Below are 19518 nucleotides of genomic sequence, written 5' to 3' on the forward strand. Positions count from 1 at the left end.
TTTGGGTATGCCCTTCGCCGATCGCCTTAGCCCTGACGAAAATCTGCTCCGGCAGAACGTTTCCATTTAACAAGGAAACGCTCTAGGCGCGCGATCTCATGGAAGCCATCGCCTGTTGCACTATGTCGATCATGCCAAGCCCATCGCATTGTGAGACATTGAAGCGCATGAAGGCGGATGCGGTCTCTGCCTGACCGAAGATATTGCCCGGCGCGAGCACCGTGTTTTTTGCCAAGGCAAGGCGGGCGAGTTCGGCGGCATTCACCCCGTCGGGCAGCTTGCACCACAGAAAGACACCAGCCCGCGGCTCCATCCACGGCGTGATGCCAATTCCTTTCAGTCGCGTGGCGACATCCAGTCTCGCTTTGGCAAGCCGCGCCTTCACGGCCTCCATATGGCGGCGGTAATGGACGTCCTTGAGAGCGGTGAACACCAACATTTCACTCAACTGGCTGCCGGAAAAGCTGGCGGCGATCTTCATGTCCGTCAGCGGCTCGATCCAGTCTTTGGGTGCTGCGATGTAACCGCAGCGGGCCGAAGCCGAGAGGGTTTTGGAAAAGCTGCCAATCTGCACGACGCGGTTGAGCCCATCGAAAGCGGCAAGACGTGGTGCCTTCTGTTCTTCGAAATCCGCGAAGATATCGTCCTCGATAATGGTCATCCCGGCCCGTTCGGCCAGCATCAGTACCCGGTGCGCGGTGACCGGTGACAGCACGGCTCCGGTCGGATTGTGGATGGCAGAATTGGTGATGTAGAGCCGGGGTTGATGCTCGCTCAAAGCCTGCTCGAACAGCGCCACATCAGGTCCATGGGGCGTATAGGGCACGCCAACGACCTTGACGCGGTGGGCGCGCAGCAGGGCGTGGAAGTTGAAATAGCATGGGTCATCCACCAGCACAGTCTGGCCGGGCTCCAGCAGAAAGCGGCAGAGAAGATCGATGGCCTGCGTGCCGGAATCGACGAGCATGATCTGCTCCGAACCCGCCTGAACGCCCTGTTCTGCCAGCCGGCGGGAGAGAAGCTGCCGCAGGGGCAAAAGTCCGAGCGGGGTACTGTAATCCGTCAAATGCTGCACATCCCCGCGAGAAAGCGTGCGCATGGCGCGGCGCAGGATGTCTTCCGGCATCCATGAGGCTGGCATCCAGCCGCAACCGGGTTTAGCCATATCGTCGCGGCCATCCAGCGCCAGCCGCGAGACCCAGAATGGATCGACTGCCCGGTCGAGTTTTGGGCCAATATCGGCTAGAGACAGCGGTGCAAAAGTGCTCGAAACATAAAAGCCGGAGCCGGGACGAGACCGGATGGCGCCTTCCGCCACCAGCCGTTCATAGGCCTCCACAACGGTCGAAGCGGAGACCTGCATAGCCTTGGCAAAACCACGCACGGATGGAAGCTTTGCGCCCGGCGTCAACGTGCGCGCAGAAATACGGCGTCGGATTTCCGTCATGACAGCCTCTATGCGGGGCGCTGAACTGTCCACTTTCAAAGCAACCACATTGATCCGTACTGCTCCATATACCATAACAGTTTATGTAAACTGTATCGCACTGTTTCTGTCATTACCAGCCGTGACGGCGCATAGCTTTAGCCGAAATGGAGTGATGACATGGACAGAACATCGAGCGGCTGGTGGAGCGGCTTTTTAGGCGTGGTTATCTTCAGCGGCTCTTTGCCCGCGACACGCATGGCGGTGACGGGCTTCGATCCGGCGTTTCTGACGCTTGCCCGCGCCAGCATTGCAGGGTTGCTTGCGCTCGCGCTGCTTGTCGCGTTTCAGCAGAAGCGACCGGCGCGTAGCGATCTTCTGTCGCTGGCCATCGTGTCGCTGGGCGTCGTCGTCGGCTTTCCGCTGCTCACCGCCTTGGCGCTGAAACATATCACCTCGGCCCACTCCATCGTCTTCATCGGTCTTCTGCCGCTTGCCACCGCAATCTTCGCAGTGCTGCGTGGCGGGGAAAGGCCGCGTGCGGCGTTCTGGGCATTCTCTTGCCTCGGCAGTGCCTTGGTCGCCGGTTTTGCACTGACGCAGGATGGAGCCGCATCGCTGAGCGGTGATCTTTTGATGCTGGGTGCCATTGCCGTTTGCGGGTTGGGTTATGCGGAAGGGGCTGCCCTGTCGCGGCGACTGGGCGGCTGGCAGGTCATTTCATGGGCACTGGTTCTGTCGCTGCCCGTCATGCTGCCGCTCGCTATTGTTACTATGCCTGCAACCTGGAGCAACATAACAGGCACTGCTTGGGGCGGCCTGTTTTACGTCTCGCTGTTCAGCATGCTGATTGGCTTCATCTTCTGGTATCGCGGGCTGGCGCTTGGCGGCATCGCGGCTGTCGGGCAGTTGCAATTGCTCCAGCCCTTCTTCGGCCTCACGCTGGCCGCGACCCTGCTGGGTGAGCCGGTGAGTGTGGCGATGATGGTCGTCACACTGGGTGTCGTGGCCTGCGTGGCGGGTGCCAAGAAGTTTTCAAAATAGGCGCCCGCCCGGTGATCAGCCGTTGCTGCGTGTCCAGCGATGCCAGGACTCTTCGCTGCCGCTGAAGACGTTGAGGTCGATCTTGCCTTCCACCCCATGCGACAGGCCAGAGCCGGAATATTGCCAGAACAGCCATTTGCGGTCCGGATAGACCTTGGATGGATGCTGGGCCACGGCGCGCAGCCAGAAGGGATAGTTCAGGAGTTCGCCCGACAGGTGGTCCTTGTAGAAATCCGGTGCGGTGTAGATGATCGGGCGCTGGCCGTAGTGACGCTCCAGCATGTCCATGAAGACCTGCATCTTTTCCAGCACCTTGGCGCGGGGTAGGCGCATTTTGCAGCTGGATTCGCCGTTATATTCCACGTCGATGACGGGTGGCAGGGCATCCGGGTCACGCGGCACGTTGCGAATGAACCATTCCGCCTGATGGCTTGCCGGGCGGCACCAGTAGAAGAAGTGGTAGGCACCTCGTTTGACACCAGCCGCCTTGGCGCGGTTCCAGTTGGTCTTGAACATCGGGTCCAGATGGTCGCCGCCATCGGTTGCCTTGATGAAGGCGAAGTTCGCGCCGCGTGATCTCAACCGTTCCCAGTCGATATCGCCCTGCCAGCGGGAAACATCGACACCGTGAACCGGGAAATGCCGTGGCGTGACCTTGCCGAAATTGATTGGCTTGGCATCGCTGAAATTGGACTTGAAAATGCGCGAGCGCACCGCGGGCCCGGCATTGATGGCAGGTGCTGCGGCCATGGCCATCTGCACCGGCTTTTCATTGGGCATGGCGACACCCGCCTGCGGGGCCATCGGTCTCTCGATCTCTGGCACCACGCGCGGTGCCGTCTGATGATCAACGGCAGCAAAAGCGGGTGAGCCTGATGGCATTGGACCGCCCCAGGCCAGCACTTTTTGCGCGGGTTCGGCACGAAGCGGGGCGCCGACACTGGCTTGCGGCACGGGAGCCGAAGGCGTCACCGAACTCGTGGTTTCCTTGGAAGGTATGCCCGCCATCAGGCCTTCCGGCCCGGAGCTGGACGTACAGCCGGTAATGGATAGGCAGGCTAGGACGAAGGCTGGCACTGTCAATCGATGCATGAGAACCCGTACGCAAAACAAGCGGGCAAGCACAACGCGCACCACCCTGAGACCCGAGAAAAAATATGACTAACGACAAATTATCAAAAAAGGCTGAATCCAATCTTTACGGATGCGGATGAGCCAGAGCAGGAGGAATTTTTTAAGGTCAAGATTTCGCTATCTAGATGTGAACGCCAGAAAGCAAAACGCGCGGACAAGATGCCCGCGCGTCAGTTAGATCATCAGTCGATGGAGTTTATGCAGCGAAACGGTGGTTCCGCTGTCTGTCATGCGATTCCAGACGGAACTGCTCCAGCAGGCTCAACAGTTGATCGGTTTCTTCGTTCAGCTGTTCGCTGGCCGCACTTGTTTCTTCCACCATCGCCGCATTCTGCTGCGTCAGCAGATCCACCTCGCCGACGGAGCTGTTGATCTGCTGCATGGCAACGGACTGGTCCTGTGTCGCCTGGGTGATCTGCTGGACCTGATCGCTGACATGGGAAATCTGCGTGCCGATCTGGGCAAGTGCTTCACCCGTCTTGGCCACGAGGCTCGATCCGGCTGCGACTTCGGTGGAGGAGATTGCAATCAGCTCACGGATTTCCTTGGCGGCTGCGGCTGATCTCTGGGCAAGCTCGCGGACCTCATGGGCAACCACGGCAAAACCCTTGCCGGCTTCACCCGCACGCGCCGCTTCCACGCCCGCGTTCAAGGCCAGCAGGTTTGTCTGGAACGAGATGGAGTCGATGACCTCGGTGATATTGCCGATTGTCTGGGACGCATTCTCGATGCGCTGCATGGCCGAGACCGCGTTGCGGACGATGACCAGCGATTCCTCGGTGTTGCGACGGGTCTTGTCGACAATGCCGTTGGCTTCGCGGGCGCGGTCCACAGCATTGCGCATGTTGGAGTTGACCTCATCCACCGCTGCTGCTGTTTCTTCCAGCGATGCAGCCTGACGTTCGGTACGGCGGGCCAGATCGACGGCGGATTCCGACATCTGCTGGGCATTGCCTCTGATGGCACCGACATTCTCGCGAATGCCGCCAATCGTCTCGCGCAGCCGCAGCATGGACTGGTTGAAGTCTACGCGCAATTGCTCCAGGCGGTCGTTGAAGGGCGTGTCGATGGTCGTGGAGATATCACCGGCAGACAGGCGCTCCAGACCGCCAGCCAAGGCGCTGACTGCAAACTGGATCTGGCGATCCAGCTCCTTGCGCTCTGCATCATTGGACTGTCGCTGCGCTTCGGCGGAAGCGCGCTGCTCTTCGGTGGCAACTTCCAGGCGGGTGCGCTCCTCGGCATTTTCCTTGAAGACCTCAAGCGCACGCGCCATGTCGCCGATTTCGTCGTAACGGTTCTTGCCATCCAGCGGAATGTCGATATCGCCCTTGGCCAGACGCTTCATTGCATTCACGATGCCGAGGATCGGACCCTTGAAGGTCATGACCAGACCAATACCGGCAAAGATTGCGACGAACACGCCGATGACCATGGCGGAGAGCGAGATGCTGTCGGCCTTGCTGCGTTCGGTATCGGCAGCGGTGCGCTGCTTTTCGGCGAAATCCGTCAGATTGACCCAGACACGGCTGATTTGCTCTTCCGCCATGCTGAAGGCAACCTTGCGCTGCTGTGACAGGGCCAGAAGATCGGCTGCGGCGCGATCCATTTTGGTTGCGGTTTCGTCGATGATCTTGGCGCTCTTGCGCGTGATATCGGACATCGCCGCATCACTCGACATGCTACCTGCCGAAACATTCAGACGGAAAGCTGCATCGCTGAACTTTTCCTGCGCAGCCTTGGTGGGGGCGGCGACATAGCCTGCCATTTCAAGCTCGAGATTCTTGGCATCGTCACCGATCTGGCGCGCGGTTGCCAGAAATGTGCTGGCCTGTTCGATGGGCTGGTCAAGCTGGCCGAAGACTTCCGTCGCCTGGCGGGATTTGACGGTCGCAAAACCCTGGAGACGAATGGTTGCCGGGCGCATGAGGTTGACCACGCGCTCAATGGTGCCAACGGTGGCATCGTTGACGACACCGATGTCCAGCTGTGCACGGATTTGCGTCACGCCATCGGCAAGCTGATCGATGATCATCTTCTGGTCGGCGGAGGCAATGGCGACGAGTTCCTTGACGGTCGGTTCCAGCGTACCGATGGCGGCCTTCACCACGGCGGTCTTTTCTTCCGGCGAGGTGACCTTGTTGAAGTCGGTCACAACGGTGGCAATGAGGTTGGCGCCGCGGTTCAGCTTGTCGGCCTCGCGCAAAAGCAGCTTCGCCTTGGTCTCGTCGGTCTGAAGCGTATTTCTGATGTTGGTGGCGTTGGCCAGAAGACCGTTCAGCTCTTTCAGCACGGTGGAGAGGTCGGCACCCATGCCAGCACGAAGCGCCTGCTCCTTCTGGTGGCTCGACCACAATTCGTCGACTTGGCTATCGATGGTTTTTGTCCGCTCGATTGCATCTTTTATTTCGGTGGAGCTTCCATCTTCGTTCGCACGCAGGAAATTGGCCTGCTCGGCGAGCTGGCGGTGCAGCGCCGTGCGCGTCTCATCATTGGTGTTGTTCAGAAAAGATGTCATGCCGCCATAGACTTCCTTAAATCCCGTCAAGGATTGAAGGATGGTGTTGGAAACATCCATGCGACTTTGCAAAAGGTTTGAGGCATAGAGGCCGGAAAGCCCTACTGCCAGAATACTTGCAACGAATGGCGCGATAAAAACAATGACTTTTGTCTGTATTTTGAAGCGCGCTAATAAGTTGTCGATAAGCATTATATTCCCCAAGGCCAGTTTTTGATTTTGACTTTCTTCGCGGCTGAAAAGACCAGCGCCATACCACTTCTGCAACCGAGGTTTGAAAATAATGTTAATATTCAGTGAGTTCCGTATTGTGTGATTTCGCATGGCAAAGCCGGCGGAAAGAACCACCGGCTTCGATCGATATCTCAAAGATCAGTTACTGGCTTTAAGCGTCGTCTGAAACGCATCCACGATCAGCTTCACCAATTCCGCATGAATATCCCTGCGGTCGCGCGGACCTGCCGGTTCGCAGATCGGGTCGATCTCCCCGACCGATTTCAGAAACTCGGCGGCGTCAGGTTTGCACACGGGCAGGAAGCTGAAGTGATCGGCATCATCAACCTGCGCATAGGTCGCATGCGGTACATCCCTGGCAAGCTGGTCCGACAGCACGGAAACAGGAATCTTGCCGACACTGCCCAGATTGATGAAGGACAGCGGAATGTCGATGGCCTTCAGGCTGTCCTTGGTGAAGGCAACCTCCAGACCGGGATCGACGAGAACTGCCGTGCGGATGCGGGCATCGTGGTTGGACTGTTCGAACCGGGCCTTGTCGACACTGCGCAGATCGAACTTCGGCACGGTAATCTGCTCATCATTCTTGTAGCCGCGCCCACCCGCAAACCACCGGCAATCCATTGAGGGCGCATAATCAACGCAATATTGAACGTAGGCGTCGAGATTGGCACGAGCACCGGCCAGTTCCAGCGCGGTACTACCACCCAAGGAAAAGCCGAGAACGCCGATACGACTGGCATCGATGGATTTCGACCATTCCGCATCGGTTGTCAGCGAGGTGATGATGGTGGAGATGTCATCCGTCCGCTCCCAGATTTTTGGTGTGTCTTCCGGGGTGGAATCGCCGCTTGTCGTGCCGGGGTGGTCGGGTGCGACGACGAGGAAACCAGCTTCCGCCAGCGCCGTTGCAACCCACGCCATGCCGATACCGCGTGAGCCGGAGCCGTGCGACAGGATAACAAGCGGCAAATGTTCGGGTTGAATGGCGGCATTCTTGAGAGCAGAGGCACCCTCGAAAATCCTGTTTTCGCCGACCCTGACCGTTTCGCTTTTGCCATCAGACGGATACCAGACGGTCACGGCCAAATCCTTGGCGCGGGCAGGGGAATGGATGGTGATATCACGGGTGCCGACACTCTCACCCGCCAGAGCGGATTGCAGGGTGAATGCCGACAGAAGAATGGTTGCGGAGATGATGGAGCGCATGGAAAAGCCTCATGGTTTGAAACAACGAGGCTGGTGTCGGCCTATCGCAGTTTTTTCACGCCCTGAAACATGTTTGAGGTCGTCCGCAAACGCGATCTGGTCCATGTAGGAGGCATTCTTCTTTTTGTTTCAGGTCGCCTGCCGTGATTTTCATTCCTCTGCCTATCGTCGTCGCACTGCTGCTGTTTCTGATGCTGGTATCCATCCTTCGCGGCAATGGCGAAGGCAGAGCCAATCGACCGTTTCTGGCATTGATTGCGCTGAGCGCCGTGCAATCCACTCTGGTCGGTCTGCGGTGGGGATATCAGATCGACGCGCTGAAATTTGCTCTGCCGATCATGGCGTCATTCTTGCCACCGCTCGCCTATGCCAGTTTTCGCAGCCTGATGAAGGACTGGAACACCAGGAGTGCCGCAAATATTACCAGCATCGCCGTGCCGCCGGTGGTCATCGCCATTACACTGGTCGTGTTTCCCATCGCCATCGATTTCATGCTGATAACGCTCTTCGTCGGCTATGCGATTGCCATTGTGCTGCTTGGGCGCCGGGGTCCGGATGGGCTGGAGGAGGCGCAATTTGCTAGTGTCACATCGGTCCACCGCGCGCTCTATATTGCCGCCGCCGCCCTTTGCCTGTCGGCGGCTTTCGATGTTCTCGTCCTGCTCGATTTTCACTGGGCGCGCGGCGAAAATGCAGGCGTGATCGTCAGCAATGGCAATCTGCTCGGCCTTCTCCTGATCGGCCTTACCGCATGGGTTGCCGGAGACAGCAAACCGGAGGCACTGCCAAGCGCTATTGAGGCGGAGACGGAGGCAGCGAGCCCGACTGCCGAAGATCAAGAGATCATGTCACGGCTGGATGATCTGATGGCGCGGCAAAAATTCTATCGCGACGAAAACCTCAATCTGACCCGCCTGGCCCGCAGGCTGTCGCTGCCCAGCCGCCAGATTTCCCACGCGATCAACCGTGCGACGGGCGGCAATGTCTCGCAATATATCAATGCGCTGAGGGTAAGGGATGCCTGTCGCCTGCTGGAGGAGACGGATCAATCCGTGACCGCGATCATGCTGGAAAGCGGCTTTCAGACCAAATCCAACTTCAATCGCGAATTCCGCCGCATCACCGGCATGAGCCCGCTGGCATGGCGGGAGCGGGAAGTCTGGAAGCTCGTCTCTGCCACCAATAAAAATGGCCACCCGGCATAGTCGGGCGGCCATTCGGTAGGATCAAAATCAGATGATTACAGATTGCCGTTACGCTGCTGGATCATCATGTAGGTGTCGTATGTGTATTCCGCGATCTGCGCCCAGAGATAGGCATCCTTCTTGAAGGCCTGCTGGCTTTCGTAGATCTTCTTGAAGTTCTCGTTGACGGCGGAAATCTCCGCATAGGTCTCAAGTGCGGCCTTGTGGCAGACGTCGAGAATTTCCTGGCTGAAAGGCCGCAGGATCGCGCCCTGCGCCACCAGTTCCTTCAAGGCCTTGGGATTGTGGGCATCGTAGCGCTCCAGCATGGAGGCGCTGCCCACCGCGCAGGCGTCTTTCAGCATGCGCTTGTAGTTTTCCGGCAGGCTGTTGAACTTCTCGAGATTGACGAAGGCGTGGCAGGCCGGGCCACCTTCCCACCATGCGGGATAATAGTAGTATTTCGCGACCTTGTAGAAGCCGAGCTTCTGGTCGTCATAGGGGCCGACGAATTCGGTTGCGTCGATGGTGCCCTTTTCCAGCGCGGCATAAACGTCACCGCCTGCAATCTGCTGCGGAGTGATGCCAACCTTCTGCATGACCTGACCGGTGAGGCCGGCGATGCGCATCTTCAGACCCTTAAGGTCATCGATGGTATTGATTTCCTTACGGAACCAGCCGCCCATCTGCGCACCGGTGTTGCCCAGCAGAATGGAATAGATGTTGTGCTTGGCCAGAAACTCGTTGAGCAGCTCGTTGCCGCCCGCCTGATTAAACCATGCGTTGGTCTGGCGGGCATTGAGGCCGAAGGGAACAGACGTGCCGAGTGCGAAGGTCGGGTCTTTACCGACATAATAGTAGGAGCAGGTGTGGGCCATTTCGACCGTGCCTGAGGTAACGGCATCCGCAGCCTGAAGCGCAGGTACGATCTCGCCACCGGCAAAATGCTGAATGGTGAAGTTACCGCCGGATGCTTCCTTCACGTGGTCGGCCACGATCTGTCCTGCGCCGAACAGAATGTCGAGGCCCTTGGTGAAGGAAGAGGTCATGCGCCAGGTAATCTTGGGATTTTCCTGCGCGATGGCCGGTGCGGCAAGCGCGGTTGCTGTAACGCCGGCGCCGACGGCACCTGCATTGCGGATGAATGATCTGCGATCCATGTCGATTTTGCCTTGAATATAGAATTTAAGGCGAACCGCCTGGTACGCCTCCCGCGAACTACTAACCATGTCCGGTTGCAGCCTTCAAGATAATCTTGGTGATATTGCGTCAAGCATTTCCGTTTTTCTAATGGACGCAAGCGCTTGCTTTATCGCTTCATTGCGGGATCATCGAATGCCGGATTATAGAAGAGTGAAAGCGTCAGGCTGCGGGCGATGCGCTCGGCCGTGGCCATGAACCAGTCCCGCGCCTCCCGGCTGGGCGCAATCTCTTCCAGCGTCTGCGCAAAAAGCGCCAGCCATTGCGTAAACAACCCCTCGTTCAGCCCATCCATGCCATGATGCGCCTGCACTGGCTTGCCGCCATAGGCCCCGGTCTTGAAGGCGATGGCAGACCAGAAGCCTTTCATCTTATCCATATGCTCCGGCCAGCGACCATTCAGGCGATTGTCGAACACCGGGCCAAGCGTCTCATGCTCGCGAATGCGGGCGTAGAAGGTCTCTACCAGCCTTTCGATGAAGGCCGCATCGACGCCGATCTTCGCCATTGCTGCCTCCGCGCGGCTTTGTATCTCTGCATTGTGCGCGGCCCGTGCTTGGATGCTTTCGGTCATCAATATCTTCTCCGTCATGGGCGCATTATGGACGCCCGATCCGCCACTCACAATGCGACGTTTTGGACGTTGAAAAAAGAATTAGAATCGTTCTAATTTCGCTTGCGGAAAACATCGCGGAGGATTATTTAGAATTATTCTAAGTAGGATGATCCCATGTTCCGCAGCCTGTTCTCCCTGTCAAAGCGCCCTTTCACATCTCTGGGTGAGCAGGAAATCCTCGCTCTCGCCATTTCGTCAGAGGAGGATGATGCGCGCATCTACCGGTCCTATGCCGCGCATCTGAAGGCACAATATCCGCAGTCCGCGAAACTGTTCGAGGACATGGCTGAAGTCGAGCAGACCCATCGCAACATGCTGATCGAGCAGCATCGGGATCGTTTCGGCGAAATCATTCCGCTCATCCGCCGTGAACATGTGCGCGGTTTTTACGAGCGCAAGCCCGACTGGCTGGTAAAGAACCTGCCCCTCGAAACCATCCGCGAAGAGGCCGAGCGCATGGAGGCGCAGGCCATTCGCTTTTATGATGAGGCGATGAAGCACGTCACGGATGCTTCCACCCGCAAGCTGCTGGGTGATCTCGCCGAGGCGGAACGCGGGCATGAAGACATTGCTGGCATGTTGAGCGGCAAGCATCTGCCGGAAGATGTGAAATCCGAGGAAGAGGAAACCGCAAAGCGTCAGTTCCTGCTGACCTATGTTCAGCCCGGTCTGGCTGGTCTGATGGATGGCTCGGTCTCGACGCTGGCCCCCATCTTCGCTGCCGCCTTTGCCACGCAGGATACATGGCAGACCTTCCTCATCGGCCTCTCCGCATCTGTTGGCGCAGGTATTTCCATGGGCTTTACCGAAGCCGCCCATGATGACGGCAAACTGTCAGGGCGCGGCTCGCCTTTGAAGCGCGGCCTTGCATCGGGCATCATGACCGCCATCGGCGGTCTGGGTCACACGCTGCCCTATCTTATCTCGCATTTCTGGACGGCAACCGCCGTCGCCGCCGTCATCGTCTTCATGGAACTCTGGGCCATAGCTTTCATCCAGAACCGCTATATGGAAACGCCGTTCCTGCGCGCGGTGTTTCAAGTGGTGCTGGGCGGCTCGCTGGTGCTGGCGGCGGGCATTCTCATCGGCAATGGCTGATAACGCTCGATGCCGATGGCCTCCAGAAACGCCTGATCGTGGCTGACAACCAGAAGCGCGCCGTCATAGGCGCGCCAGCCCGCCTCGACAGCTTCTATGGCGTCGATATCCAGATGGTTCGTCGGCTCATCCAGAATGAGAAATGACGGTGGGGCGGCACCTCCCAGGGTACAGGCCAGACCCGCCCGCAAAAGCTGTCCGCCGCTCAATGCTCCGACCGTCTGCAAGGCCGCATCGGCGCGAAACATGAAGCGGGCCAGCGCCGCGCGGCATGCATTGTCGTCTGACTGCGGGTTCAAGCGGCGGAAATTGTCGAGAATGGATGTGGTGGCATCCAGAATGCTGACCTGCTGATCCAGCATGGCCCAGTCCGTGAAAAGCCTGATCTCACCGCGCCACGGTTTTAACGCGCCTGTTATAAGCGAAAGCAGCGTGGATTTGCCCGAGCCATTCGCGCCGGTCACGGCAATTCGTTCCGGCCCGGTGATGGAAAAGGAAACATCACGCAAGATGGGCTGGCCCGGTAGATATCCCGCCGTAATCCCGTCCATCTGCAACACCATTTTCGTTGCAGGCAGGCCGGTTGAGGCAAGAGAGACTGATAGTGGTTGAAGCACTTCTATCTTGCGACGCGCGGTCTCGAGTGCTTGCGTAGCGTCGGTCTCTCGGCTTTCCGCCAGCCTTGAGTGGCTACCGCTGGTGCCTTCGCTTCGGTTTTTCATGGCTCCAAGGAGAATGCGGGGCTGGTCGCCTTTGGCAGCCTTGCGTCGCCCGTTGCCGTCTTTGCGCGCTTTGGCCTCTGCTCTCTCCTGCGTTCGGCGGGCGACCTCGTTCAGCTGTCTCTCAGCCTCGGACATGTCGCGCTCGACCGCGGCTAGCTCCAGCGCTTTCAGGCTGCGATAATGGCTCCAGTTGCCGCCATAACGTTTTGCCCCAAGCGAGGTGATGTCCACGATGGCATCCATTGTGTCCAGCAATTCGCGATCATGGCTGACGACCAGCGCCCCGCCCCGCCATGTCGAGAGAAAATCGATGACGGCGTTGCGGCCCTCGCGGTCCAGATTGTTGGTCGGCTCATCCAGCAGCATGAAATCTGGCTTTTGGAATACCAGCGCCGCAAGCCCTGCGCGTGTGCGTTGCCCACCGGACAGGGATGACAGAGATGTTTCGGCACTGGCATCAAGACCGAGAAGACCAAGAGCCGACCGCATGCGGTCTTCCAGCGTCCAGTCTGCGATCTCCAGTTCCGCAAGCGTTGCGTCACCGCTTTCGGCACGCCGAAGAATGGCGAGCGCTTGGGAGACGCCGAAGAGATCGGCAATGGTTTCATGCGCATCCACCTGCACGATCTGCTGCATCGTGCCGATGCTGCCCGTGATGGACACGCTCCCGGCATGCGGGGGAACGTCGCCAGCGATCAGTCTCAACAATGTGGATTTTCCAACGCCGTTGCGACCTACAAGACCGGTCCGCTCACTGTCGAAGCTGAGCGTCAGGTTTGAAAAGAGGGTGCGCGCGTCAGGCGTGGACCAGCTGAGATTGGAGAGGGTTATGGAGGCAGGCATGAGCAGGGACTTTCCCGAAAACAACAAAAAGGGCGGCTGTTGTTGTGGGGGAGAAATCCATGTCGAACACATCCTGCAAGAATTGGCTGGAACCCTATAATAGGGTCGGCTCAATATGTGTTCAAGCTAAAATGAGATTTTGGAAGGCGCGGTGACACGCCGTTCCCGAATTGCGGCAGTCGGGAACCTGCCGCATCACGTCATTAACGCAGCGCACCGACCAGAACGTCGCGACCATCTTCGATGGAAACCCAGCGGCCCGTGTTGAAGGACGCCTGACGCTTGAGATAGGTGTAGTTGGTGTCCGTCCACAGCTTCACATCGTCGGACAGATTGTCGAGAATGAAGTCGCCTTCATTGGTGCGCACGGTCAGCACGGCATGGCCTTCTCCATCAGGCTTGCGCACGACGGTGATGAGAAGGTCGGAAACGGCAAAGCCGCGTTCCATCAGCTTGCGGCGTTTCAGAAGCACGAAGTCTTCGCAATCGCCAGCGGTTTTGGGATATTCCCAGACCTCGTCCTTGCCGTAGACTTCCAGATCCGTCATGGCGACGATGGTGGAATTGACTTCCTTGTTGATGTCGCGAATGACCTTCCAGCCGTATTCCGTCACGCGTGGTGGCGGGGTCAGCTTGCTGCGGATATCGCATTCGGACATGTACTTCTGGCAGAACTCATAATGGCCGATTGGCTGGGACGTAATGCCGCCGGTGACCATGGACGGGCTACCCTTGTTATCTGCCTGCGCCGAGGCCGCAGAAAGTATTCCGGCCGCAACTGCTACAAGCAGAGCAAGCGCCCGCGGTGCATTCATCATGAAACCCGTCCCTTAAAATCTTAACGAAAAGTTAAAAAGGTTAGGGGCGGGAGTCAATCGGAACTCATGGTCCATGAATGCAAGATGAATAATATGGTTAAGATCGTTGCGCTTTTGCCGCCAAAACAAGGCTTTTGGCCGCCGCCAGCATCCGCTCGATATCCTGCGGACGCGACAATCGGTGGTCTCCATCACGGATGAGGCTCAGTACTACATCGTCGGCGGGCAGGTGGTTGAGCAGTTTGAGCGCATGCTGATAGGGCACATCGTCATCCTTCATGCCTTGTAGGATATGCACCGGGCATCCGGTTTCGATGATGCCCTTGAGAACGAGATTGTTGCGCCCGTCCTCGATCAGATTGCGGGTGAAGATGTTCGGCTCCGGGCTGTATTCCGATGGCTCCTCGAAATAGCCGCGCTCTACAAGCGATGCTTTTTCGGCATCCGACAGATTGGGCTCTATCAGTTCGGCGGTGAAATCCGGCGCGGGCGCAATCAGCAGCAATCCGGCAACCTGCGGTCCAGCCGTGTCTTTGCGCAGTTCCTCGATCAGCCGCAGCGCAATCCAGCCACCCATGGACGAGCCGATGGCAATGATGCGCTTAGGGGCCTTGTGGCGCAAAACGGCGATGGTTTCTGCCAGCCAGCGCGAGATCGTGCCCTTGTTGAAGTCGCCCTTCGAGGCGCCGTGGCCGGAATAATCGAGGCGGATGCAGGCAAGACCATTTTCAGATGCAAACCGGTCCAGCTCCACCGCCTTGGTGCCCGTCATATCCGAACGATAGCCGCCCAGCCACACCAGGGTCGCTGAATCCTCACCCGCCTGGGCTTCGCGCGCAAGGATCGCAATGTCTCTGGCGTCATCGGCGTTGCCAACGGTAATGTATTCAATCGCTTGTTCGCTCATGGGGGCATAAATCTCCTGCTTTTTACGCACCTTGTAGAGCAGATTCTTAAAAAGCACGACAGGAGGTGATTTTTTTGCGCGGACGTGCTATTGACTTCGCGGCGGCATTCACGACATTTCCGCCATTTGCACCGACAAGCTGGTTTTTGCCGACGCGATCCCGAAACAGATCAGGAGAATACGACCATTCGCAGACCGTTCAAAGCCGATGCCCCCGTCAAAGAGGGCCCGCGCTCCAACAGGGAAATTCGAATTCCCAAGATTCAGCTCATTGATGAAGAAGGCCAGAACCTTGGCGTGATGCCGACGGATCAGGCGTTGAAGATGGCAGAAGATGCCGGTCTTGATCTGGTTGAGATTTCGCCGAACGCGGAACCGCCGGTCTGCAAAATTCTTGATCTTGGCAAGCTGAAATATTCGACCCAGAAAAAAGCGGCCGAAGCGCGCAAGAAGCAGAAGATCGTTGAAGTTAAAGAAATCAAGATGCGTCCGAACATCGACACCCATGATTATGAGGTGAAGATGAAGGCGATGAACCGTTTCTTCGACGAAGGCGACAAGGTAAAGGTAACGCTGAAGTTCCGTGGCCGCGAAATGGCCCACCAGGAACTCGGCATGAAGCTTCTTCTTCAGGTCAAGGAAGACACCCTGGCGATTGCCAAGGTTGAAGCCGAACCGAAGTTGGAAGGCCGTCAGATGATGATGGTTCTGGCGCCAAAATAAGTCTGAAACGTCTGAATCGCAGGCGTTTACGTCCCGTCGCAGGGGAATTTATCATTCCCCGTTGCTCTTTTTCATAACTGCGGTTATAGGAGCGCGTCCGAACGGTCCGGCAGGGCATGCCGTGGCCGTTCTAGAATAGCTTGAAAGCAGGCTTCGTCTGCCTGTTTTCGATACAAAATAATGGAGTAGCAAAATGCCCAAGATGAAGACGAAGTCCGCCGCGAAAAAGCGGTTCAAGATCACTGGCACTGGCAAGGTTCTCGCAGCCGCTGCCGGTAAGCGCCACGGCATGATCAAGCGTTCCAACAAGTTCATTCGCGACGCGCGCGGAACCATGGTTCTGGCCGAAGCTGACGGCAAAAAAGTCGTCAAGAACTACCTGCCGAACGGTCTCTAAGACTTTTCCGCACATTTGGACATTTTAAGGAGATCATGACATGGCACGCGTAAAACGTGGCGTAACTTCCCGCGCCAAGCACACCAAGACACTCAAGGCAGCCAAGGGCTTCTACGGCCGTCGCAAGAACACCATCCGCGCAGCCAAGGCTGCTGTGGACCGTTCCAAGCAGTACGCTTACCGCGACCGTAAGGTCAACAAGCGCAACTTCCGCGCTCTGTGGATTCAGCGTATCAACGCTGCTGTTCGCGAATTCGGCCTGACCTATGGCCGCTTCATCGACGGTCTGAACAAGGCTGGCATCGAAGTTGACCGTAAGGTTCTGTCCGACATGGCTATCCATGAGCCTGCTGCTTTCGGCGCTCTCGTCGACGCTGCGAAGAAGGCTCTTGAGTATCTCAAGGACGCTGGCACGACCAACGAATTTGAAACCGCTGTAAAGTAATTACGGCGCGGACAAACTGTTGTTCATTTTGAAACCCGCGCCGGGCCACCGGTGCGGGTTTTGTCATTTTTACCGCGGTCCGTCCCGACTGCGAAACGGGCATATGCCCACGAGTTTTGAATGTTAGAAGCCGCGGCCCCAGATGAGAAAGCAAGAGGTTTCCACGTCCATCTCGAGGACGCGGATATCGCTGCTCTCATGCAGGTTCTGCTGACGAGCGATCGGCGCATCCAGCAACTCAATCTTTCCGTCGGCTCCGTCTGGATCAAGCGGCAGGGCACCGAGCAGGCGCCGTGGTGGGTCAAGCTTCAATCGCTTCTGGGCTCGGCGCTACCCTACAAGTTCCTCAAGCCATCTCCTATCCTGACGCCCGCCGCCATGATGGCCCGCGAAAAGCGCAGAATGATCGAATTCGGCGAAAAGGGCTTTCCGGTGCCTGACATCATCTACGCATCCGAAACCGCCATCGTGCTGGGCGATGTGGGGCCAACCGTGCAGCGCATCCTCAAAAGCAAAATCCGTGCGGGCGATGTCGATCACGATGCGCTGCTTGTCGATTGCGCGGCAGCCATTGGCGACTTGCACGCAGCTGGTCTCTGCCACGGTCGCCCGCATGTGCGTGATTTCTTTCTGCGCGATGGCCGCATCGGTTTCATGGATTTCGAGGAAGAGCCACAGGCCGTCATGCCCATCGAGACCGCGCAGGCGCGCGACATCTGGCTTCTCTTTTTACCACTTACCAACCTTGCCCAGCATGGCCGGCAAACGCTCGACGCCGCCTACCGCGCCTGGGCATCGCGGGCGCCAAAAGCGGCAATTGGAGAATTGCACCGGCTGGTGCGTGTTCTCGGCCGTTTTTTGCCGCTCGCCCGGTTGATTGGGCGCGTGCAGATGGGTAGTGATCTGCAACGCTTTATCGAGGCGACCGACTATCTGAAGAACGCTGTTGAAACCGAAGCCGCAGGCTAAAGCCCGGCGAGGCAGGAAAATATGACTGAACTGGATACTTTGAAATCGCAATTGATGTCGGACATCGCCGCCACCGGGGATGAAGCGTCTATCGAAGCCGTGCGCGTGTCTGCGCTGGGCAAAAAGGGTTCGGTCTCCGAGCTTTTGAAAACGCTGGGTTCTATGACGCCGGAGGAGCGCCAGACGCGCGGTGCCGCCATCAACCAGCTCAAGAATGAGGTGACGGATCTCATCACCGCCCGCAAGGCCGAACTCAAGGACGCCGCTATCACCGCGCGCCTGAAGGCGGAAACGCTGGATATCAGCCTGCCAGTGCGCCAGTCGCCTGCGGAACGCGGTCGCATCCATCCGATCAGCCAGATCGTCGATGAGATCACCGCCATCTTCGCCGATATGGGTTTTTCCATTGCCGAAGGTCCGGATATCGAAACCGACTATTACAACTTCACAGCCCTGAACTTTCCCGAGGGGCATCCGGCCCGCGAAATGCACGACACCTTCTTTTTCCAGCCGGATGAGAAGGGTGAGCGCAAGGTGTTGCGCACGCACACATCGCCCGTGCAGGTCCGCACCATGGAAACCCAGAAGCCGCCGATCCGCATCGTCATTCCGGGCAAGACCTATCGTCAGGATAGCGACGCCACGCACTCGCCGATGTTCCATCAGGTCGAAGGTCTCGTCATCGACAAAAAGTCGAATGTCGGCAATCTGCGCTGGGTTCTGGAAGAATTCTGCAAGACCTTCTTCGAAGTCGACAGCGTCGCCATGCGCTTCCGGCCCTCCTTCTTCCCTTTCACGGAACCGTCTTTCGAGGTGGATATCCAGTGCGACCGCTCCGGCCCCATCGTCAAGTTCGGCGAAGGCAAGGACTGGATGGAAATCCTCGGCTGCGGCATGGTGCATCCCAACGTCCTGCGCGCCGGTGGTCTCGACCCGGACGAATATCAGGGCTTTGCCTGGGGCATGGGCCTCGACCGCATCGCCATGCTGAAATACGGCATGCCCGACCTGCGCGACTTCTTCAACGCCGACGTCCGCTGGATGACCCACTACGGCTTCCGCCCGCTTGATATGCCGACGCTGTTTGGTGGTTTGAGCGTATGAGCGAGCTACCAGAGGCATTCCGCAATGCCGTGACTTTCGCATTTGGTGACACGCCAAAACTGGCGGATGATCTGCTTGCGCTTGTGCTTTCTGGCAAGAAGACGGCAACATGCGGTGCTTTGCGGGACTTTGGCCCAAAAGGCGACCCTATGCCTGTCGTTGGGCGTCGCGATGTCGTTCTGGATGGTGCGGGTCGCCCCGCAGCGGTGATTGAGACGGTCGAAGTCGTCATCCGGCAGTTCAATGCTGTAGACGCGGCATTCGCTTTTGAAGAAGGCGAGGATGACCAGACACTGGAAGCATGGCGAGTTGGGCATGAGGCCTATTTCGCTCGTAATGGCGGATTTGCGCCAGACATGGAATTGGTTTGCGAGCGATTTCGCCTGATAGACGTTTTGAAGCAGGATATGGATTAGGAAAGTGCCGACCTTACTGATCTGGCATGGGTACAAATTTCGGTTCTACTCCTCTGATGGAGCAGAGCCGCCTCATGTTCATATCGTCAAGGACAAGCTGTCGGCCAAGGTGTGGCTGATCAGCATGGAAATCGCCTATAATCACGGATATAATAACCGAGAAGTCGCAGAATTTTTGGCAAAGATAAACGAAAGCCGCGACCATTGGATGGAGAAGTGGAATGAGTTCTTTGGAATTTGAAACCGAGGAAATGTCACCCGTCGCTGCCGATTGCGACGACCACTTCGTCTATGTGGCTTTGGCAGATGGTCGGCAAATCCGAGCCCCGTTGTGGTGGTACCCATTTCTGAACGATGCAACACCAGAACACCGCGCGAATGTCGAGATGCAGTTTTCGGGCGTGTGGTGGCCAGACATGGATGATGGCGTTTCCGTAAAGTCTATGCTTCTCGGATGGAAAGCTCCCGGCGCCAAAGCGCCGCAGAAAGCCGCATAAGCTGGAAGCCGAGC

The 19518-nt window shown here is 57.7% G+C and carries 20 protein-coding genes; 11 read left to right on the plus strand and 9 right to left on the minus strand.

All coding sequences use genetic code 11. The features are described from left to right. Positions 1 to 82: 82 nt before the first annotated feature. Entirely contained in the window at positions 83 to 1447 is a 1365-nt protein-coding gene (locus ABUK73_RS07630; RefSeq protein WP_353576762.1) for an aminotransferase-like domain-containing protein, read from the minus strand. 159 nt (positions 1448 to 1606) lie between these two features. Here ABUK73_RS07630 and ABUK73_RS07635 point away from each other — a divergent pair, with 159 nt between their 5' ends. Next, complete coding sequence (locus tag ABUK73_RS07635) at positions 1607 to 2470, plus strand: DMT family transporter (protein WP_353576763.1); 864 nt, start codon at positions 1607 to 1609, stop codon at positions 2468 to 2470. Positions 2471 to 2485: 15 nt separating this feature from the next. Here ABUK73_RS07635 and ABUK73_RS07640 read toward each other — a convergent pair whose 3' ends face one another. From ABUK73_RS07640 to ABUK73_RS07650, 3 genes are all read right to left on the minus strand, one after another. Further along, the gene (locus ABUK73_RS07640; RefSeq protein WP_353576764.1) at positions 2486 to 3562 is read right to left on the minus strand and encodes a glycoside hydrolase family 25 protein; all 1077 of its coding nucleotides are present in this window, start codon (positions 3560 to 3562) and stop codon (positions 2486 to 2488) included. 238 nt (positions 3563 to 3800) lie between these two features. Then, positions 3801 to 6314: a methyl-accepting chemotaxis protein gene (locus ABUK73_RS07645; protein ID WP_353576765.1), complete on the minus strand. Its 2514-nt coding sequence runs from the start codon at positions 6312 to 6314 to the stop codon at positions 3801 to 3803. Positions 6315 to 6494: 180 nt separating this feature from the next. After that, positions 6495 to 7565, minus strand: a complete 1071-nt coding sequence (locus ABUK73_RS07650; protein ID WP_353576766.1) for an alpha/beta hydrolase family protein — start codon at positions 7563 to 7565, stop codon at positions 6495 to 6497. 143 nt (positions 7566 to 7708) lie between these two features. Here ABUK73_RS07650 and ABUK73_RS07655 point away from each other — a divergent pair, with 143 nt between their 5' ends. Then, positions 7709 to 8770, plus strand: a complete 1062-nt coding sequence (locus ABUK73_RS07655) for a helix-turn-helix domain-containing protein (protein ID WP_353576767.1) — start codon at positions 7709 to 7711, stop codon at positions 8768 to 8770. 35 nt (positions 8771 to 8805) lie between these two features. Here the strand turns inward: ABUK73_RS07655 and ABUK73_RS07660 are convergent, their stop codons facing one another. Both ABUK73_RS07660 and ABUK73_RS07665 read right to left on the minus strand, forming a co-directional pair. Beyond that, complete coding sequence (locus ABUK73_RS07660; protein WP_113086352.1) at positions 8806 to 9909, minus strand: TRAP transporter substrate-binding protein; 1104 nt, start codon at positions 9907 to 9909, stop codon at positions 8806 to 8808. A gap of 149 nt (positions 9910 to 10058) precedes the next feature. Then, positions 10059 to 10523: a group III truncated hemoglobin gene (locus ABUK73_RS07665; RefSeq protein WP_353576768.1), complete on the minus strand. Its 465-nt coding sequence runs from the start codon at positions 10521 to 10523 to the stop codon at positions 10059 to 10061. A gap of 156 nt (positions 10524 to 10679) precedes the next feature. On the opposite strand from ABUK73_RS07665, the gene mbfA reads away from it, so the two are divergent. Further along, a complete protein-coding gene (gene mbfA, locus ABUK73_RS07670) occupies positions 10680 to 11663 on the plus strand; it encodes an iron exporter MbfA (RefSeq protein ID WP_113086354.1) in 984 nt (327 codons plus the stop codon). On the opposite strand, the gene ABUK73_RS07675 is transcribed toward mbfA, so the two are convergent. From ABUK73_RS07675 to ABUK73_RS07685, 3 genes are all read right to left on the minus strand, one after another. After that, entirely contained in the window at positions 11603 to 13228 is a 1626-nt protein-coding gene (locus ABUK73_RS07675) for an ABC-F family ATP-binding cassette domain-containing protein (protein ID WP_353576769.1), read from the minus strand. The two genes, mbfA and ABUK73_RS07675, sit on opposite strands and share 61 nt — an antisense overlap. Positions 13229 to 13431: 203 nt before the next feature. Next, positions 13432 to 14046, minus strand: a complete 615-nt coding sequence (locus ABUK73_RS07680; RefSeq protein WP_113086356.1) for a transglutaminase-like cysteine peptidase — start codon at positions 14044 to 14046, stop codon at positions 13432 to 13434. A gap of 97 nt (positions 14047 to 14143) precedes the next feature. Next, positions 14144 to 14953 (minus strand): alpha/beta hydrolase, encoded by an 810-nt coding sequence (locus ABUK73_RS07685; RefSeq protein ID WP_353576770.1) that lies wholly within the window; start codon positions 14951 to 14953, stop codon positions 14144 to 14146. A 186-nt stretch (positions 14954 to 15139) separates the two neighbouring features. Here ABUK73_RS07685 and infC point away from each other — a divergent pair, with 186 nt between their 5' ends. From infC to ABUK73_RS07725, 8 genes are all read left to right on the plus strand, one after another. After that, positions 15140 to 15676 (plus strand): translation initiation factor IF-3, encoded by a 537-nt coding sequence (infC, locus tag ABUK73_RS07690; RefSeq protein WP_062587745.1) that lies wholly within the window; start codon positions 15140 to 15142, stop codon positions 15674 to 15676. Positions 15677 to 15869: 193 nt separating this feature from the next. Next, positions 15870 to 16073: a 50S ribosomal protein L35 gene (rpmI, locus tag ABUK73_RS07695; RefSeq protein ID WP_027674722.1), complete on the plus strand. Its 204-nt coding sequence runs from the start codon at positions 15870 to 15872 to the stop codon at positions 16071 to 16073. Between the two features lie 40 nt (positions 16074 to 16113). Next, the gene (rplT, locus tag ABUK73_RS07700) at positions 16114 to 16518 is read left to right on the plus strand and encodes a 50S ribosomal protein L20 (protein WP_113086358.1); all 405 of its coding nucleotides are present in this window, start codon (positions 16114 to 16116) and stop codon (positions 16516 to 16518) included. A gap of 120 nt (positions 16519 to 16638) precedes the next feature. Further along, positions 16639 to 17487, plus strand: coding sequence for a BUD32 family EKC/KEOPS complex subunit (locus ABUK73_RS07705; RefSeq protein ID WP_353576771.1), 849 nt, complete (start codon positions 16639 to 16641; stop codon positions 17485 to 17487). A 21-nt stretch (positions 17488 to 17508) separates the two neighbouring features. After that, entirely contained in the window at positions 17509 to 18591 is a 1083-nt protein-coding gene (gene pheS / locus ABUK73_RS07710; RefSeq protein WP_353576772.1) for a phenylalanine--tRNA ligase subunit alpha, read from the plus strand. Then, a complete protein-coding gene (locus ABUK73_RS07715) occupies positions 18588 to 19007 on the plus strand; it encodes an ASCH domain-containing protein (protein WP_353576773.1) in 420 nt (139 codons plus the stop codon). Before pheS ends, ABUK73_RS07715 begins: the two co-directional genes overlap by 4 nt. Positions 19008 to 19011: 4 nt before the next feature. Next, positions 19012 to 19248, plus strand: a complete 237-nt coding sequence (locus tag ABUK73_RS07720) for a DUF4160 domain-containing protein (protein WP_353576774.1) — start codon at positions 19012 to 19014, stop codon at positions 19246 to 19248. Beyond that, on the plus strand, positions 19229 to 19504 hold the full coding sequence (locus ABUK73_RS07725) for a DUF2442 domain-containing protein (RefSeq protein ID WP_353576775.1): 276 nt from the start codon (positions 19229 to 19231) through the stop codon (positions 19502 to 19504). The genes ABUK73_RS07720 and ABUK73_RS07725 overlap by 20 nt, the downstream gene beginning before the upstream one ends. The last annotated feature ends 14 nt before the right edge of the window (positions 19505 to 19518 follow it).

The organism is Agrobacterium vacciniicorymbosi, assembly GCF_040427045.1.
Classification (GTDB): domain Bacteria; phylum Pseudomonadota; class Alphaproteobacteria; order Rhizobiales; family Rhizobiaceae; genus Agrobacterium.

What these genes read in the sequence shown, in the direction of transcription:
- pheS (WP_353576772.1), top strand. Translation starts at nt 17,509, where the DNA reads ATGACTGAACTGGATACTTTGAAATCGCAATTGATGTCGGACATCGCC.
- ABUK73_RS07725 (WP_353576775.1), top strand. Translation starts at nt 19,229, where the DNA reads ATGAGTTCTTTGGAATTTGAAACCGAGGAAATGTCACCCGTCGCTGCC.
- ABUK73_RS07665 (WP_353576768.1), bottom strand. Translation starts at nt 10,523, where the DNA reads ATGACCGAAAGCATCCAAGCACGGGCCGCGCACAATGCAGAGATACAA.
- mbfA (WP_113086354.1), top strand. Translation starts at nt 10,680, where the DNA reads ATGTTCCGCAGCCTGTTCTCCCTGTCAAAGCGCCCTTTCACATCTCTG.
- ABUK73_RS07675 (WP_353576769.1), bottom strand. Translation starts at nt 13,228, where the DNA reads ATGCCTGCCTCCATAACCCTCTCCAATCTCAGCTGGTCCACGCCTGAC.
- ABUK73_RS07640 (WP_353576764.1), bottom strand. Translation starts at nt 3,562, where the DNA reads ATGCATCGATTGACAGTGCCAGCCTTCGTCCTAGCCTGCCTATCCATT.
- rpmI (WP_027674722.1), top strand. Translation starts at nt 15,870, where the DNA reads ATGCCCAAGATGAAGACGAAGTCCGCCGCGAAAAAGCGGTTCAAGATC.
- ABUK73_RS07705 (WP_353576771.1), top strand. Translation starts at nt 16,639, where the DNA reads ATGTTAGAAGCCGCGGCCCCAGATGAGAAAGCAAGAGGTTTCCACGTC.
- ABUK73_RS07685 (WP_353576770.1), bottom strand. Translation starts at nt 14,953, where the DNA reads ATGAGCGAACAAGCGATTGAATACATTACCGTTGGCAACGCCGATGAC.
- ABUK73_RS07635 (WP_353576763.1), top strand. Translation starts at nt 1,607, where the DNA reads ATGGACAGAACATCGAGCGGCTGGTGGAGCGGCTTTTTAGGCGTGGTT.
- ABUK73_RS07715 (WP_353576773.1), top strand. Translation starts at nt 18,588, where the DNA reads ATGAGCGAGCTACCAGAGGCATTCCGCAATGCCGTGACTTTCGCATTT.
- ABUK73_RS07660 (WP_113086352.1), bottom strand. Translation starts at nt 9,909, where the DNA reads ATGGATCGCAGATCATTCATCCGCAATGCAGGTGCCGTCGGCGCCGGC.
- ABUK73_RS07680 (WP_113086356.1), bottom strand. Translation starts at nt 14,046, where the DNA reads ATGATGAATGCACCGCGGGCGCTTGCTCTGCTTGTAGCAGTTGCGGCC.
- ABUK73_RS07630 (WP_353576762.1), bottom strand. Translation starts at nt 1,447, where the DNA reads ATGACGGAAATCCGACGCCGTATTTCTGCGCGCACGTTGACGCCGGGC.
- ABUK73_RS07650 (WP_353576766.1), bottom strand. Translation starts at nt 7,565, where the DNA reads ATGCGCTCCATCATCTCCGCAACCATTCTTCTGTCGGCATTCACCCTG.
- rplT (WP_113086358.1), top strand. Translation starts at nt 16,114, where the DNA reads ATGGCACGCGTAAAACGTGGCGTAACTTCCCGCGCCAAGCACACCAAG.
- ABUK73_RS07645 (WP_353576765.1), bottom strand. Translation starts at nt 6,314, where the DNA reads ATGCTTATCGACAACTTATTAGCGCGCTTCAAAATACAGACAAAAGTC.